Source organism: Desulfobulbus rhabdoformis, from assembly GCF_016919065.1.
GTDB classification, from domain to species: domain Bacteria; phylum Desulfobacterota; class Desulfobulbia; order Desulfobulbales; family Desulfobulbaceae; genus Desulfobulbus; species Desulfobulbus rhabdoformis.
The window spans coordinates 182298-197121 of the sequence record NZ_JAFFQA010000001.1 but is presented as its reverse complement, the minus strand read 5'-3'; the positions used below and the strand labels follow the sequence as shown (position 1 = coordinate 197121).

The window sequence follows — 14824 nt, the reverse complement described above, 5'->3', positions numbered from 1 at the left end:
AACAAAATCATAAGGAGTTCCCCTCATGAAGCGAGTTACCATTACCCTCGCCTGCACTCTTGCCCTATTGGTGAGCAACGGTTGCGATCGACAGCCGGACAATGCTCTGGTCCAATACAAGGGAGGGGTTCTGACTAGCGAGGACCTGCGGGCCCATTACGAGGGTCTGAAACGCAAAAGCCAGTTCCGCTCTAAACCGGAGCTGCTGACGCCGGAGTTTGTCTTTGATCACGCCCTGAACATGGAGATGATCATAGCTAAAGGTCTTGCCGAGGGGCTGCACCACGATCCGCGTGTCCGGGCCATACTCCACGAACAGATGAGCGATCTCTTCCTCAAAATCATGGAGGAAAAGCTGATTACCCCTGTTGACCGGAATTCGATCACCGAGGAAGAGATGCTGACATTCTACGAGCAGCACAAAGACCAGTACCAGGAGAAATCCCGGTATACCCTTTCTGCCTTCAGCGTGGACCCGAACAAGGCTACAGAAGCTGCCAACGCCATACAAAAAGGCCAGCTCGACTTCGCAACGGCCGCCGCCAGCTACGCCCTTGACAAAGAGGAGCGGAAAAACGGTGGAAAAACGGGCACCCGCCCCCTACGCCGGTTTCAACCCGCCTGGCAGCCGGTTGTCGAGCAACTCGAGCTCGGGGTGGTCTCCGGACCGATCCAATTGGACGGCAAGGCCTGGATCATGCGGCTGGAGGGGAAAACCCCTCCGCACCAGTACAGTTTTGAAGAAAAAAGACCCTATATCCGCAACGATGTCCTCTACGCTCGTTACCGTGATCAATGGCAAAGTGTCTATGATGGCCTGAAAAAGCAGTTTAATGTCCGGATTGATCAGAAGTTGCTGGACGACTTCTATCAGCAGGCAAAATCCCCTGAGCAGCAGGTGCATCCACCGATACAATCAGAGGAGACGAAGAAAACAGCCCAGGTCAATCAAGGGGGCACTCCATGAAGCGATCATTCCTGCTGGCTATCGTCCTGCTACTCCTGTTACTGAGCATGACCGAAGCCGTCCTGGCCCATTCGACCAAGGGGCGCAAAAAGATAAATCTGGACTTGGACCAGCCCACTGCTGACAATTTTGCCTATTTCATGGAAAGCTATGTCCACCGGGAACTGTACCGAGGAAGGAATGCAAAATGGGAGAATCGCTACTATGTGCGCAAATTCAAAGAAGTCGAACTTAAAGGTAACTGGGCTGTGGTCAATTTTATCACACTGGATGCCAAGTCCAACGACATCTTTGACGACTCCATGGTTTTTGAACGGGGAGCAGATGGTGTCTGGCAGTACCAGGCAGCCGATGGCTCCAGGGTCAGGGTCTACACCTATGTGACCAATATCATGTACTATTCAAAAAAATTTTCCCGTATTGGCCCCATTGTCGGGGTGACGGGGGCGACTGCGGGAATCTTCTTTCTGGTTGTTCTGCGACGACGGCGCAGGGCGCTGGGCACCGCCTTGGATCAGGGGGGGGCTACTGCCAAAAAACTCACGGGATCAGCCCTGGGATCAGAGCCGGAGACAGCGACCGGCAACACGGACTCGACCGAAAAAATCAGCTGATAATGGGATGCTCTCTTCATGGATAAATTCAGCCTGGCAGGTGTACTCATCATTGGCTCATTGATGGCCTTTACCGATGCACCGGAACAGATTCGAACCGTTATCGACGAATCCATCCGCACAGGACAACAACTGGCCACTGCTGGGGATCTGCGCTCCATGTCGACCATGCTTGATGCCCATTTTTTCAAGCATGGGCGCTATCCCCGCGCTGATCGTTTTGCAACCTGGCTGGCTGCAAATTTCAAGGAAAATCATGTGAAAGACCTTGCCAAGGACCACTGGGGCAATTCCTACCTCTATACCGACAACCAGGGGCGGTCCTATATTCTCAGCAGCCTCGGCGAAGACGGCCTTCCGGGCACAGAAGACGATATGACGGTGACCGGTCCATGAATATTTTGCATTCTCTTCAAAACAGCTCCATCGCTCCCCTGCTGCTGAGCACCATCTTTGGCCTTGTATTGGGGAGTTTTCTTAACGTGGTGATACTCCGACTTCCAGGAGGCTGGCAGGTCTTTTTTGGTTCGATGTTTTCACGCTGCCCTCAATGTGAACGGCGTATCGGATGGTACGACAATATCCCGGTCCTCAGCTACCTGCTTCTGCGTGGGTGTTGCCGGTCATGTGGCAAGCGAATTTCCCTCCAGTACCCGCTGGTGGAACTGATCATGGCGGTCATAACGACCTGGCTGTTTCACAACTATGGCCCCACCCCCTACTTTTTTCTGTATACGCTCTTTTTTGCTCTTCTTCTGGCGGTGGCGGTGATTGACCTTCGCCTGGGGACTATTCCAGACTCCCTTGTTATTTTCGGATGTTTGGCTGGCATGACGGCAAGCGTTTTGACCCCATTTCCCGGTTGGATCAATGCGCTGATCGGTATGATTCTGGGGTGCATGGTGCCGCTGGTAGTCGCCACGATCTACGAGTGGCTGCGCAACAAAACTCTGATCGGTGGTGGAGATATAAAGCTTCTGGGTATGATCGGAGCCTTTGTTGGCTGGCAGCCTCTGGGGAGTATTCTCTTTTACAGCGCTTTCCTGGGGCTTCTCGTTGCGGTGGGATGTAGATTTATAGGCAAATCCGACCGGTTGCCCTTTGGCCCCTTTCTTGCGATAGGCACAGTTCTCACTTTGTTTGCGCCACATTCTTCTTAACTCGTTTCTGAACGGACACTAACTCTTCAGGTATTGCCATGAAACTGCTTCAGACCTTGAAAAAACTCAAACGGCTGCGTCTTAAAAAAATCACCGGAAAATCAGCCACCCTGTTTCTGCTGAACCGCAGAATCCCCAAACTTGATGGAGGCAAGGCCCGTTTCGGCTCTGTCACCGATCTTCACCTTGACCGCAAAAACAAAACTATTGCCTTTGAAATAACACGGGCAGAGGAGACCAACACCGTCACCGTTCAAGGGTACGGATTTGCCGCCCATAAGGGGCAGTCCGCGCTCCAGTGGAAATCAATGGAATTCAATGGTCCCTCCGGCAATATCTACCGCCAGGCCCTTGGTGACCTCAAGCGTATTGAGATCCCCCGCACCTATATCACGCTTATGGAGGCTATGCTGTGAGCACAAGAAGACAGCGGCGACGGTTATTGATCGACACTCGCTATCAACTGCGGCATATGCTGGTTGTCTTGACCATAAATCTGGTTCTCATTCTGCTGAGCGCGATCGTTGTCTCCTGGTTTTATCTGTTTTTTTACAAAGGAAACATGGTCTGTGACCTGAACCGCATGTTCCCCTGGTACATGGGAGGTGTTGCGCTTGCCGTGCTCCTCCTCCTCAGCCTGTGGTGCCTGAACCGCAGCCGCTCTGTGGCGGGAATGATGCGGAAAGTAGAAACTGTACTCGTCAAAGCTGCCCATGGCCACCTGCCGCAAGAACCTCTCGTCTTCAGGAAGCAGGACTATTTCTGCGCACTGGCCGCCCCAATCAATGGGTGTATAGCCCGAATCCGGTTGCAGGACCAGCAGCGGCATGCAACGGTTCTGGCGCTTGAGCGACTCCAACAGGAAATCGCCGAGCAGCCACAGGACCACGCAATGGTCCAACAGAAGGTCGCTACAATTGTCTCCCTGCTAAAAGGCCCCCATGTCCAGGAGAAATAACATGCGCCACCCATGGACCATTGTCGTGCTTTGCCTGCTTGCAGCCTGCCTTCTTTTCCCTGGTTGCAAAAACCAGGGTGCGGGAAGCCTCACCGGCTTTCCTGCGCCGGAATGCACCATGACCATGCTTGATGGCACCACACTTAGCCTCGAGGATTTACGAGGAAGGCCCGTGCTTCTGGAATTTTGGGCTCCCTGGTGCGCTGGTTGTCTAAAAAACATTGCACCGCTCAAAGAACTGCACAAACGGTTTGGAACAGGACTCGCTGTAATCGCAGCCTCATCAGAAACCGGGCCTGTAACCGTGCGCCGTTTCGTCCATGAATACTCCATTCCCTACCCCATTGCCCTTTCCAGTCAACGACTGCTTGATCTGTTTCAAGTGCGAGCCATACCGATGACCGTGCTCATTGATCGCCAGGGTATTATCCGCTATCACCATGCAGGTCAGTTCACGGAAGGTACCCTGGAAAAGCAGATCCGTGGGCTTCCCTGAAATTCTGCACCCCTCAAAAAATGGCATCTTGAAAAGATGCATACTTTTTTCCTGTGTCCTTTTCCCTTACACAACGGCTGCACCTGCGCTGATGTACGCGCCCCAATGCTAATTACGTAAAATCAAAACTTTTTATTAATTGACAACTTTTTAAGGATAGTCTAAAAAATTAGCTGTTAAGGCTCTTCCAAAGGGGGCAAACGTTGGGGGAGAGGCCCTCACCACCAACCTAACATATTTCTACACACCACAAAAAATATGAAATCGTCTCTAGCGCAGCTTCACACCAGCACAATGACGGAACGCTCGACCATAAAAGAACGCACAGGGTTGCTCTATAGCCCTCTTTTACTGCGCTTATCTCCAGAACTGCAGCAACAACTGCAAACCATGGCTATCTTTCGACCGCTCAGGCGTGGAGAGCACCTGTTTTTTGAAGGTGAACCAATCCGTCAATTTCACTACCTGCTCAGTGGCCGCATCAAGGAATACTACCCCACCAGCGAAGGGGAACAGTGCCTGCGGCATATAGCATTGCCTGGCCATTACCTCAGCCTGCACCAACTGCTTTCCAGACATATCAATTATAGCTACTCAGCCATGGCCATCGCAGCCTCCCATTGCTGGTCCTGGCCCATTGATTTTTTTTCGGACCTGATGCACCGAGATCCAGCGGTCTCGATGCAGGTGGTCCGCCTGCTCTCTGAAAACGTTGAACATTCATGCCGACACACCTGCCTCTGCCGCAAATCGCGGGCTCTGGCAAAAGTAGCAGGCTATCTGTTGAGCAAGAGCCGCCAGTTAACCCGGCAGGCCAGACTCATCGGCAGCAAAACGCCCTCAGTTCAAATTGATCTCCGCCCCCTGGAACTGGCTGCCGATGAGATCTGCCTGGCCAGAGAAACCTTTTCCCGAGCCCTCAGCTGCCTGACAGAACAGGGACTGGTGCATGTCAGGCATGGCGTGGTCGAGTTGCTCAACGAGGAAGGGCTGATACAGGTGAGCAAGGTGGTGAATGGCCATGGCTGGGAAAAAGGGAGAAGAAGAGGAAAACAGAGCCGTAAAGCGTACGTCGATTGATCTGAAATCCTGCTGACCGGCCTGGGCCTGGGCGGGGAGGATCTGAGACCCGGGAAAATAACTCCTTTCCGTCCTGGGGCTCTCGTCCCGCCCAGCCCCAAGCCGTTCAGCAGCAGGAGACAGGGAATAAAATAATTCTTCGGTACCCTGATCAATACCTTAATCCGTGACGGGGAGTGATCACTAAACAAGGTGTTCTATTGCAGATACGAAGATTTTTTTAACTCATTCATTGGTAGTTCAGTTTCAGCCGCCGCCCCTTGGGGCATCCATCAGCACGCCACCTCCATTGTTTGTGACATGCCGATGAATGCTCACGGATTCAAGCAATATTTCGAAAAATAGAGATGTGCATCATCTGTCCCGTGATCTTGTCCACACGCGTACCGAAACCTTGGGTGTACTCTTCGGGATTTGCGGCGTCGGGGTGGCCTGGATCAGACCTCCTGACCACCTCCAAGGTCTTCGCCTTTGGCTCAAAAAAGACCATGGGTCCACCGGGTTTTATCACTCTGAAGGCTTCATGAAAAACGGCTTGCCGCTGGACTTCATCGATGTGGTGCAGAACGCCAAAAAAGAAAACCGCATCAAATGATCTTTCAGGAAAGGGCATGTCGTGTGCGGCGAAAGGCTGAAACGTTATACGCTCAGCAACACCCAAACGCTTTGCTTTGTCATACCAATCCTTGCCAGCATATATGGACGTATCGGTCGCCGGCTCCCCGGTCACGACGTCGACCCCCTGCAGCGCAAGAGAAAGGGCACATTGCGCGGCCCCCGTTCCCACATCGAGAACGATAGCCTCTGGTTTGAGTTCGAGTACCTTTAGAGCCAGAGAAACATCTCCCGATACCGCAGTAAATATTGGCCCCATTATCTCTAAAGAAATATCGCCATTCAATTGTAGCACCTCTGTGGAAATTTTGTTTTTCGAATCCCTTGCCTCCTTTCCCAGACATGTTGCAAGGGGTACTCCGGCTATGATTTCGATCAAGTATATTTTGTTTGTGCAACAGGATGGATCAATGAAAACATTGAATCTCTTGTTACCCTCACCATCCTTTTTAATCCGTTTCCTTCCTTTCTTGCAATAAACGAATTCAGCCAATCCGTTGTTTATTAGCCTTAGCTAATTTTAGCCTTGACAGGACTCCCTAGTAAAGTTAGGTTCGCTTTAATCAAATAATAACCTTCGACAACTCTCCGAAACACAAATGAATGCTTTGCTACTTAAATAAAATTTTGTGCGCTTAACATTTTAGACTTGATACGAGGAGGCCAGATATGTTTGCATTCATTCCAATAGCCTGTAGTGTCGCCACAGCCCTGACATGCGTCCTTGCCCTACAGACCGGCAAAGGGACCATGCGAACCATAGAACGACGAAAGAGACGAAATGTCAGAAAAGCTCGATCGTGAGACGAAAAAAGAAATTGCCAAAATTGGAATGACAGCCACCCTTGGCATAACGGTGATAACTGCACCCTTTTTAAAACGCAATCGTTTGATGAAAAACCTGCACACAGGTGCCGGTGTAGCCCTGGTTGCCTTCAGTCTCTGGCACCAGTTTCTCTACCAGCCTGAAAAACGAACGACCAAGGTGAAATCGCAAGCTTCGAATACAGCATTGTCCCCTGCTCCGGCTGCTGCATCAGATTCAGCGGCCGACCTGCCCCCTTCTGCTTAGTCCTTATTTTTCCGCCATACACAACACCACTCACTATATGGTCAATGGTGGGTGGTGTCTCTTGTTCTGCATTCGTAGCGGCGGGTGGTCGCTCAATTATAGTGAATCTTGAATAATTGCTTTTTCTGCCAATCTCTGCGTTATGCTCAAGATTTTATCCTCGGAATATCAGGTATATGCCTGCGGTAAAATTTTTCACATGCCTTGACCTTGATTGAAAAATCTAATTATTCAAGACACCCTATAGTTCTGCTCCCCCCCGCATCAATGAATGCTTGCTGATTCAGGTTAATCTTTGACTCTGCTTTTCTAAGGAGCCAAGCGCCCATTATAAGGACATCGCCTGATCATGGAACTGCACGGCAGTAGTCCGCAGGTTAATGGCATCGGATTCCACTGCGCCCTGATCGGGAAACAAGTAATAAAAGATTCTCGCAAACAGCTTCTGTTCTTGGGGGAGATAAAGTACGGCCTCCGCTCTTTGGCGGATGTGATCAGCAAGCTGCGCTGAGCCGAAGCGACTCTTGGCAACAGCCTGAGCCAGTATGGCGAACTCTCCTCCATTTCGGCAAAGCTGAAGGGCTCTTCGAAAGAGAGATTGTACCCAGCCGCCATCACCGAGCTCATCTTCGATGGATTGGGTCAACATGAGAAGCTCCATCTGAGTGCAAGCGGCTTCCTCGGCTCGACGGTACAGCGTTCGCCCCAACTGCTGATCCCCAAGAGAAACCAGGACGCTGTGCGCCAAACGAAGATAACAGCGACAACCAACACAGTTTTTCTCCAGGCCAGTGTAAACCTTCCTCGCACGCTTTTTCCCACCGGGAAGATACGCCATCATCAGGGCGACTGCCGCATCGACTTTGACGATGTCTTCACACTCTCTGAGAAGTTCATGCAGCATCACCTCAAGCCATTGCAGATCTTTCAGGTAACGCGCGACTCCTTCCACGACCTTGATCTTCTGCTGAAATGTCTGTGCACGCGTATACGCCTTTTGGTAGAGACAGCGACAATAGTCGTGATCCTGAACCGACTGATAGACTTCCTGTGCGAGAATAACAAAGCAGTAACAGGATTTTGCCCGTTTTTCCTTTTGATAAAAATGAGCATACTGTTCACTGCAACGGGAACGGATCTCAATTTTCCGGGCAAGCTTCTCGTGCCATGCCTCATCGTCAAGCAGGGTCAACACGGCCAGCATGAGCATTTTCAGGCTTTCCCGGGTTGTGGCGGTTTCTTCTGCGCGCCGCAGGCATACCCAGGCACCGGCTCGATTGTTGATCTTGGTGACAAGCTCGGTTGCCGTGACAATCATTTCCTCTGGCGCAGTGGCCAGATCGCCGGCTCGCAGCAGCAACAAGTCTGCCAGCACCGTATCCCCGGTGATGGCAAGCACTTTGCGAGCGAGAAAAATACAACTGCCATGATCGGTAGCTCGCCTTCTTGCCCGCTGCAAAATTTCTCGCCCGGCCTCTAAATCGCCAAGCTCATGTACAACCATCTCTGCAACCCCTGCCAACTCTTCCACACACTCGCAAAAATTGGCCGCAGACCGATAGAGTTGCAAGGCAAGAGATCTATCCCTGAGATATCTATGACAGTAGTCGGCCATCTGTGCCTGATCACCGCTTGACTTGAGCGTGAACATCGTTTCAAAGGCGAGGATCGTCGCTACCTCAGGATCATTGAGCAAGCTGACAACCGCACTGATCAAGACCTGGTAATCCTTAAGGGTGGCACAAACGCACCTTGCTCTTTCCAGCGCCTTCAACACCCCCGCACGATTGTCTGCCAAAGCAAACTCCGCAGCTAGTTTGGCGAAGTCCACAGTGGTACGACACTGCACCAAAGTGAGTCTCTCCCTCTTCAGGCCATCGCCTGCTTCGCTGTATGCTTGAGATAACGCCATTGTGCTCTGTTCCTCTTACGGGTTCAGGATTGATTCGTGCTGATAGATCTACGTCAATAAAAAGTTAGACATATCTAAAAATATTGTCAAACAAAAAATTATCCTGACTTTACTTTCTAACCCGCTTGCATCCCAATTTAAAAAGTCAATTATTTATAGTGCACTACAACTCAATTCATGCTTTTTAGGACCAACTAATAAAATTGTTGACATTTTGGGTCACAACCGGCATGATAGTCTAAAGTTAGCGAACGCTAAAAAAGTAAATCGTATTTAAACCTGTCTAGTCGAGTCTTGAGGTATGCTTTATGAAAACGATCACCGTAGCTTCACGAACCCTGGCGAAGCGAACAATCTGGGAGATTGAACCCTGCTTCAAATGTGCCCTTATCGGCACCTGTCTGAGCCGGGCGGAATTACGAAAATTAAGCAAGGAGAAGGTGTATAAGACCCAGGCGAAGCTCGATGACTATCAGCTCCACACGCATTTCATACAAATCTCCGACACCTCTGATGCCTCAGGACGTGCGCTGCAGAAATACCTCAATAAAAAATACCGCACTCATTTTAAAAAATATCACCTGGTCAAGGAAGAGTCAGAGATCATGGCTCTATGGAAAGAGGATCTGAGCAAGGGAAACATTGACGCAGGCTGGTGGAGTCTGCTGGTGCATCCCTACGCATCGGCAAGTCTTGTCAGCCGATGCTATGGTGAGCTTCATATGCTCAGTCATGACTGGACCAACAGCATGTTCCGGACACGCAAACTCATCGCAGACCTGCGCTCAAAACTCGCCATGCTTGAAGAGGTCATGGGGTCTGAGCGGCAACAATTTAGAAAAGACAGAAAAAAATTATTGTCGGAAAACAGCGGACTACACCAGGAACTCGCCGCAGCCAAGGCCGCGTTGAGCAGGGAGGAGTCAACGAATGAGCTACCCCAAGACACCAGCGGAACCTTCAATAAAAAGCTGGAACAGAAGCAGGAGATAATAGAGAGCATACGCCAGGAGAACAATCTTCTGGTGGGCCAGCTCGATGCACTAAGCGAGGAATCAGAAAACCTGCGAAGGCAGGTGGCCCATAAGGACAATCAGTTGCAGACGCTGCAGCAGGTAAACAAAACTCTGGAGCAACGCAGCCAGGAGCAGGCGCGGGAACTCTCCATCCTGGAAAACCAATTTTTTGATCGATTGAGTGAGGAGCAAAGCCCCTGCTCCATCTGCGCAGATAAGGACACTTCAAACTGCCCGGGGCTGAACCTGTGTGGGAAAACCGTGCTCTATGTCGGTGGTCTGCACAAAATGGTCCCCCATTATCGCCAGCTGGTCGAACAGTCAGGGGGACGGTTTCTCCATCATGATGGGGGCAAAGAGGCCTCCCGCAACATACTGCCTAAATTGCTGAATACAGCGGATGCGGTCCTTTGCCCCATAGATTGCGTCAGCCATGACGCCTGCAAATGCGTCAAAAAAATGTGTAAACGATACCAGAAACCCTTTGTTCCCATGCGCAGCTCAGGTCTTTCCTCACTGGCACGGGGACTAAGCGATATTGTTCAATAATAAAACTAAAAAACATATAGGACCCCCCAATGAACGTGCAAGCTCTCCAGACAGTGTATCGGGACGGAAATCTCCATATCAGCCTGGATGGTCCCTTCACCTCCGAGATGGCCCTGCAGCTCTCCAACACTATCGCCACTGATTATTGCGGAGAGGGAATTATCTTTGTGCATACCGGCAGAATAACGGCCATTTCGCCCCAAAGTCGCACCACCTTTGAAAAGATGACGGAGATACTCGATCTGCCCCGTAAAAAAATTTACCTTACCGGGCAAAACGGGCTGAAGATAGGACCCAATAAGGTTCGAGTCATAGTCTATGACCCTTTGGATAAGGGGTGCTGTGGCAACTGTCATGATGGTGAACATTCGACCGATACCTGAATTGTGATCAGGAGGCATCAACGTTCACCTCAGTACAACCAGTTACAACATACGAAAAAGCAACTTTTAAGGAGACATCTACCATGGCAAAAACATTGATCGTCTATGGATCAACCACAGGGAACACCGAAACCACCGCCATTGAAATCGGCAACGTTCTCGGGAAAGAGGGGCATGAGGTCGTGCTTCAGGATGTCAGCAAAAGCAAGGTGGAAGACCTGGGAAACGGGTATGATCTCACGCTGCTTGGCTCGTCGACCTGGGGAGATGACGAGATTGAATTTCAGGAGGATTTTGCCTCCTTTTTTGAGGAAATGGATAACGCCGATCTGAAAGATAAAAAAGTGGCTGTTTTTGGATGTGGTGATTCAACCTATACCTATTTCTGCGGCGCAGTTGATGAACTCCAGGCCAAAGTTGAAAGCCTGGGGGGCAAGGTGGTCGTGGAATCATTGAAAATTGATGGCGATCCGGGTGATGTGACCGATGAAATAGTCGGCTGGGCACAGGAGGTGGCAGCGGCGCTTTAATCCGTTTTTTCCGGCGGGGAGTTATTCTCAATTCTTCTGAGAACACTCCCCTTCAAGCTCCCCCCATCCAGGAAACGCCATGAACAAGGGTGAACTCATCACCAGACTTGCCAGCGAATGCGGCATGAGTAAAGAGGCCACCGGCAAGGTGGTCAATTCTTTGCTGACAATTATCTCTCAGGCGCTGGCTGCAGAGGATACGGTCAAATTAGTAGGCTTTGGGACATTTTCAGTCACCCGACGCCCCTCACGCAGGGTTCGTTTGCCACAAACGGGAAAACTGATCAATATTCCAGCAAGAAAGGCGGTTCGTTTTAAGGCTGGTGTCCATATTCGAGCAACCGTTCAGGATTACCTTCAGACTTTGCCCCGCTGAATCTGTAACAAAGAGCTGGTGGCAGAACAGCATCACTGCGGTCTCATGCAAGATCAATAAAAGGCGGCTCCCCCCTGCTTTGCTATAATATTTTTTTGGGAAAAAATTAGAGCAAACAAGGATATCCGAGCATGATTTATGGGCATCTTGAATACTTGCTTTTTCTGCCAATTTCGGCGTCATGCGAAAAATTTTATCGCATAACGCCGAAATTGGGCAGGAAAGCGCAGACTCCGAAAAGACCGTTTCTGGATGGATACTCACGGATTCAAGGAGTGTTAAAAGAAAATGGTCAATTATTCATCATTAGTTTTACGAGAGGGGATGACATCACTGAACAAAATTTTCATGATATATCGCTACCTGAAAACGTATAGAAAGCCCTCTCCTTTCGCACGACCTCTAACAATAAAGACCACTCGTGAGATGCTTGAGAAGCACGGATTTAAAGTCGAAGAATCGACCTTACTAGGAAACAAAATGAAAGCTATCTTTACAAAAAGCTACTCTCGATAAAGAGCACATAATCATGACCGCCATGGCTTAACCTGACGGCCAGAACTGCGGGCAAGAGTGGAAGCGTTAGCCACAGCGACCACCGTGGTCATATTATGCAATAAGGCGCCGCCAACAGGAGAGAGCACCCCGAAGGTCGTCAAAGCCAGAATGCCCCCGTTCGTCCCCAGGGCAATGGCGTAGCTCTGCCGAATAGTCTGCCGTGTGCGTCTGCCTAAATCAAGGGCTTCTGCCGCCTGGTCCAGGCCGCCACGCTGAAGGACGATGTCCGCATATTCAACGGTCACATCAGCTCCCCCCTGGCCAATGGCCAGGCTGAGATCTGCGGCGGCGAATGCGGGGGTATCGTTGATACCATCGCCGACCATGGCCACCACATCCTCTGGGTGTGTTCGCTTCCAGTTGGTGATCCAGGCGGCCTTTGCCTCGGGTGACTGGCAGGAAAGCACCTCATCAAATGCCTGCTCAATATCTGGGGCCACCCCAACCCGACTGTCCCCGGTCAGGACAACCAAGCGCCGAACGCCCAAGCCTCGAAGGCGGGCCAGGGCCTCAGCCGTCCCTGCGCGTTGCCTGTGTTGAATCCCCAGAGCCGCTATCAGTCGGCCGTTACAGGCAACCAACATCTGCTGGCAACCTGTTGGCAATGCTTCGTCCATGGAAACAGCTTGCTGTATCCCGTTGGCTTCAAGAAAGCCTGCATGTCCGAGAACAAGGGTATCAGCCCCGATTTGTGCGCGCACCCCTTGGGCCACAACCAATTCTGCATCTACAACCGGCAGCAAGGGAATCTGGCGCTGTTTCGCCTCCTCGACAAGCGCTCGGCTCAAAGGATGCGACCAAGCCTGTTGGGCACTGGCGGCAAGCCGTATAACAGTGTCCTCCAGGTATCTGCGGTCAAACAGGGTGACGTTCGTTACCTCTGCCAAACGGTCGGTGAGGGTGCCGGTTTTGTCGACCACAACCACATCAACCTGTCCGGCGATTTCTACATAACGTCCGCCCTTGATCAGAATACCACTGCGGGCAGCGTTGCTCATGGCTGCGCTGACAGCCACAGAGGTGGATAAACGCAAAGCGCAGGGGCAGGTAATAATGAGCACGGCCATGGCCTGCATCAGGCTGCCTGTAAAAAAGAAGGCAGTGCCAGCCAGTCCTAAGGAGACCGGAACGATGGCCTGAGAGAACTGGCGGGTGGAGAGCTGTAAGGCTCCAGGATCGTGCTCAGCCTGTTCAATCAGACGAATAATCGCCGCCAGGCGCGTGTCCTCACCAGCCTGCTCGACCCGGACCTGTAAAAAACCATCCACCATCACTGTTCCAGCAAGTACCCCTTCGTCTGCGCTGCGGGAAACCGGCTCTGCTTCTCCTGTGAGCGCAGCCTCATCAATCAAAGCCTGCCCCGAGAGCACCACGCCATCGGCCGGTATGACATTTCCCTTGCGCAGGACCACAACATCGCCCCGTCGAAGATCAGCGACCTCCACCTCTATCTCTGCACCATCGCTCAGGAGCCAAGCCTGTCGGCAGTCCTTGGAGAGCATATCTCGCACGGCCTGTCGGGTCCGAATCCGAATTCGATCCTCAAGCCAACTGGAGAGATTGAAGAGCCAAAAGACGGTCAAAGCGGCCAACGTGTTGCCGGTAAGCAAAGAAAAATAGAGGATCCCCGTAGAGATAAGCCCCATATCAGGTTTGCCCGTCCTGCGTAAATTTTCCACAGCCTGCTGTTGAACAGGCAGGGAGATTGCTAGGGTAACCAGGGCAGGCAGGGTGAGAAGACGGGAGGTGGGAGTAAGAGCCGGGCTCAGGGCTCCCACCATCCGCTTGGCGTAGAGATAGAGCAGATAGATGCCTGAAAGCAGTAGGACAGGACCGGGTACATGCCCCACACGTTCCGGCATACGCCTGGGAGCAGCCAGGCAACCACACTCCAAGCGGGAGGGAAACCTTCCTGAAACGGACTGCTCCAGGGTGGAAGCAACCAGACCAAGAACCTGCGACAGCGCAATCCTCTTCTTCGGATGAAGCAGGATCACAGAGCCGGAACGTGAACGGACCTGGGTTGCCTCCACCCCTTCAAGGTGTCTGAGAGAGCGCTGCAGTTCCCGACAGAGCCCTGGCTGATCCTTCAGGGCCGGAACGTGAACACGGGTACGATAGCTGGTCCGATGACGGATACTGTGTTGCAATGGTTGGCTCATGTTGTTGGCACAAAAATGCCCCGGAAGTCGTCTTCCGATTCCGGGGCGATGCTCTTATTCGCTCTCGCTCTCTGCTATTGCCTCTGCGCGGGCGTCCTCAAATTTTTCCTTCATCTCTTCGACCCCCCCCTGGGCGGCGGCAGAGACCTTGGCAATGGCCTTGACCACGCCTTTTTGCACACTTTCGTTGGTCACCAGGAGGGTGACGGCGGCCCCAAGGAGTGCGCCCTTCCAGAACTGGTTATTTTGGAGTTCAAGCCCAAGGAAACTGGTTGCCGGGGCGGTGGGATATACCTGAGGGGTGACGGGTTGATAGTACACCTGATTCGGATTATTCTGATCCATGGATCTTCTCCTTTCTTTCTTCGTTTCTTCT

The 14824-nt window shown here is 51.6% G+C and carries 17 protein-coding genes; 13 read left to right on the top strand and 4 right to left on the bottom strand.

All coding sequences use genetic code 11. The features are described from left to right. Nucleotides 1-25: 25 nt before the first annotated feature. The 8 genes from JWJ90_RS00955 to JWJ90_RS00920 all read left to right on the top strand — a co-directional run bounded on the left by JWJ90_RS00955 (nucleotide 26) and on the right by JWJ90_RS00920 (nucleotide 5275). Nucleotides 26-967 (top strand): peptidyl-prolyl cis-trans isomerase, encoded by a 942-nt coding sequence (locus tag JWJ90_RS00955; RefSeq protein WP_205225306.1) that lies wholly within the window; start codon nucleotides 26-28, stop codon nucleotides 965-967. Further along, on the top strand, nucleotides 964-1581 hold the full coding sequence (locus tag JWJ90_RS00950) for a hypothetical protein (RefSeq protein WP_205225305.1): 618 nt from the start codon (nucleotides 964-966) through the stop codon (nucleotides 1579-1581). Before JWJ90_RS00955 ends, JWJ90_RS00950 begins: the two co-directional genes overlap by 4 nt. A gap of 18 nt (nucleotides 1582-1599) precedes the next feature. Then, the gene (locus JWJ90_RS00945) at nucleotides 1600-1977 is read left to right on the top strand and encodes a type II secretion system protein GspG (RefSeq protein ID WP_205225304.1); all 378 of its coding nucleotides are present in this window, start codon (nucleotides 1600-1602) and stop codon (nucleotides 1975-1977) included. Then, nucleotides 1974-2741 carry a prepilin peptidase gene (locus tag JWJ90_RS00940; protein WP_205225303.1) on the top strand — a complete coding sequence of 256 codons (768 nt, stop codon included), beginning with the start codon at nucleotides 1974-1976 and terminating at the stop codon, nucleotides 2739-2741. The genes JWJ90_RS00945 and JWJ90_RS00940 overlap by 4 nt, the downstream gene beginning before the upstream one ends. A 38-nt stretch (nucleotides 2742-2779) precedes the next feature. Next, on the top strand, nucleotides 2780-3157 hold the full coding sequence (locus JWJ90_RS00935) for a hypothetical protein (RefSeq protein WP_205225302.1): 378 nt from the start codon (nucleotides 2780-2782) through the stop codon (nucleotides 3155-3157). Beyond that, nucleotides 3154-3699 (top strand): hypothetical protein, encoded by a 546-nt coding sequence (locus tag JWJ90_RS00930; RefSeq protein WP_205225301.1) that lies wholly within the window; start codon nucleotides 3154-3156, stop codon nucleotides 3697-3699. The genes JWJ90_RS00935 and JWJ90_RS00930 overlap by 4 nt, the downstream gene beginning before the upstream one ends. Nucleotide 3700: 1 nt before the next feature. Then, on the top strand, nucleotides 3701-4195 hold the full coding sequence (locus JWJ90_RS00925; RefSeq protein ID WP_205225300.1) for a TlpA family protein disulfide reductase: 495 nt from the start codon (nucleotides 3701-3703) through the stop codon (nucleotides 4193-4195). Between the two features lie 258 nt (nucleotides 4196-4453). Continuing rightward, nucleotides 4454-5275: a Crp/Fnr family transcriptional regulator gene (locus tag JWJ90_RS00920; protein ID WP_205225299.1), complete on the top strand. Its 822-nt coding sequence runs from the start codon at nucleotides 4454-4456 to the stop codon at nucleotides 5273-5275. Between the two features lie 322 nt (nucleotides 5276-5597). Here the strand turns inward: JWJ90_RS00920 and JWJ90_RS00915 are convergent, their stop codons facing one another. After that, nucleotides 5598-6176: a class I SAM-dependent methyltransferase gene (locus JWJ90_RS00915; protein WP_205225298.1), complete on the bottom strand. Its 579-nt coding sequence runs from the start codon at nucleotides 6174-6176 to the stop codon at nucleotides 5598-5600. A gap of 495 nt (nucleotides 6177-6671) precedes the next feature. Here JWJ90_RS00915 and JWJ90_RS00910 point away from each other — a divergent pair, with 495 nt between their 5' ends. After that, complete coding sequence (locus JWJ90_RS00910) at nucleotides 6672-6962, top strand: hypothetical protein (RefSeq protein WP_205225297.1); 291 nt, start codon at nucleotides 6672-6674, stop codon at nucleotides 6960-6962. Between the two features lie 328 nt (nucleotides 6963-7290). Here the strand turns inward: JWJ90_RS00910 and JWJ90_RS00905 are convergent, their stop codons facing one another. Then, nucleotides 7291-8874 carry a hypothetical protein gene (locus tag JWJ90_RS00905; RefSeq protein WP_205225296.1) on the bottom strand — a complete coding sequence of 528 codons (1584 nt, stop codon included), beginning with the start codon at nucleotides 8872-8874 and terminating at the stop codon, nucleotides 7291-7293. 308 nt (nucleotides 8875-9182) lie between these two features. Here JWJ90_RS00905 and JWJ90_RS00900 point away from each other — a divergent pair, with 308 nt between their 5' ends. The 4 genes from JWJ90_RS00900 to JWJ90_RS00885 all read left to right on the top strand — a co-directional run bounded on the left by JWJ90_RS00900 (nucleotide 9183) and on the right by JWJ90_RS00885 (nucleotide 11728). Next, nucleotides 9183-10439 (top strand): DUF2325 domain-containing protein, encoded by a 1257-nt coding sequence (locus JWJ90_RS00900; protein WP_205225295.1) that lies wholly within the window; start codon nucleotides 9183-9185, stop codon nucleotides 10437-10439. A gap of 29 nt (nucleotides 10440-10468) precedes the next feature. Beyond that, nucleotides 10469-10822, top strand: a complete 354-nt coding sequence (locus JWJ90_RS00895) for a hypothetical protein (RefSeq protein WP_205225294.1) — start codon at nucleotides 10469-10471, stop codon at nucleotides 10820-10822. A gap of 83 nt (nucleotides 10823-10905) precedes the next feature. Continuing rightward, on the top strand, nucleotides 10906-11352 hold the full coding sequence (locus JWJ90_RS00890) for a flavodoxin (RefSeq protein WP_205225293.1): 447 nt from the start codon (nucleotides 10906-10908) through the stop codon (nucleotides 11350-11352). Between the two features lie 79 nt (nucleotides 11353-11431). Then, the gene (locus tag JWJ90_RS00885) at nucleotides 11432-11728 is read left to right on the top strand and encodes an HU family DNA-binding protein (protein ID WP_205225292.1); all 297 of its coding nucleotides are present in this window, start codon (nucleotides 11432-11434) and stop codon (nucleotides 11726-11728) included. A 527-nt stretch (nucleotides 11729-12255) separates the two neighbouring features. Here JWJ90_RS00885 and JWJ90_RS00880 read toward each other — a convergent pair. Both JWJ90_RS00880 and JWJ90_RS00875 read right to left on the bottom strand, forming a co-directional pair. Continuing rightward, entirely contained in the window at nucleotides 12256-14448 is a 2193-nt protein-coding gene (locus tag JWJ90_RS00880; RefSeq protein WP_205225291.1) for a heavy metal translocating P-type ATPase, read from the bottom strand. Between the two features lie 54 nt (nucleotides 14449-14502). Beyond that, nucleotides 14503-14793 carry a YtxH domain-containing protein gene (locus JWJ90_RS00875; RefSeq protein WP_205225290.1) on the bottom strand — a complete coding sequence of 97 codons (291 nt, stop codon included), beginning with the start codon at nucleotides 14791-14793 and terminating at the stop codon, nucleotides 14503-14505. Nucleotides 14794-14824 lie beyond the last annotated feature (31 nt).

Bases quoted from the DNA above. Each gene is read 5' to 3' on its own strand.
- JWJ90_RS00955 (WP_205225306.1), top strand. From the start codon at position 26: ATGAAGCGAGTTACCATTACCCTCGCCTGCACTCTTGCCCTATTGGTG.
- JWJ90_RS00950 (WP_205225305.1), top strand. From the start codon at position 964: ATGAAGCGATCATTCCTGCTGGCTATCGTCCTGCTACTCCTGTTACTG.
- JWJ90_RS00945 (WP_205225304.1), top strand. From the start codon at position 1,600: ATGGATAAATTCAGCCTGGCAGGTGTACTCATCATTGGCTCATTGATG.
- JWJ90_RS00940 (WP_205225303.1), top strand. From the start codon at position 1,974: ATGAATATTTTGCATTCTCTTCAAAACAGCTCCATCGCTCCCCTGCTG.
- JWJ90_RS00935 (WP_205225302.1), top strand. From the start codon at position 2,780: ATGAAACTGCTTCAGACCTTGAAAAAACTCAAACGGCTGCGTCTTAAA.
- JWJ90_RS00925 (WP_205225300.1), top strand. From the start codon at position 3,701: ATGCGCCACCCATGGACCATTGTCGTGCTTTGCCTGCTTGCAGCCTGC.
- JWJ90_RS00920 (WP_205225299.1), top strand. From the start codon at position 4,454: ATGAAATCGTCTCTAGCGCAGCTTCACACCAGCACAATGACGGAACGC.
- JWJ90_RS00910 (WP_205225297.1), top strand. From the start codon at position 6,672: ATGTCAGAAAAGCTCGATCGTGAGACGAAAAAAGAAATTGCCAAAATT.
- JWJ90_RS00905 (WP_205225296.1), bottom strand. From the start codon at position 8,874: ATGGCGTTATCTCAAGCATACAGCGAAGCAGGCGATGGCCTGAAGAGG.
- JWJ90_RS00900 (WP_205225295.1), top strand. From the start codon at position 9,183: ATGAAAACGATCACCGTAGCTTCACGAACCCTGGCGAAGCGAACAATC.
- JWJ90_RS00895 (WP_205225294.1), top strand. From the start codon at position 10,469: ATGAACGTGCAAGCTCTCCAGACAGTGTATCGGGACGGAAATCTCCAT.
- JWJ90_RS00890 (WP_205225293.1), top strand. From the start codon at position 10,906: ATGGCAAAAACATTGATCGTCTATGGATCAACCACAGGGAACACCGAA.
- JWJ90_RS00885 (WP_205225292.1), top strand. From the start codon at position 11,432: ATGAACAAGGGTGAACTCATCACCAGACTTGCCAGCGAATGCGGCATG.
- JWJ90_RS00880 (WP_205225291.1), bottom strand. From the start codon at position 14,448: ATGAGCCAACCATTGCAACACAGTATCCGTCATCGGACCAGCTATCGT.
- JWJ90_RS00875 (WP_205225290.1), bottom strand. From the start codon at position 14,793: ATGGATCAGAATAATCCGAATCAGGTGTACTATCAACCCGTCACCCCT.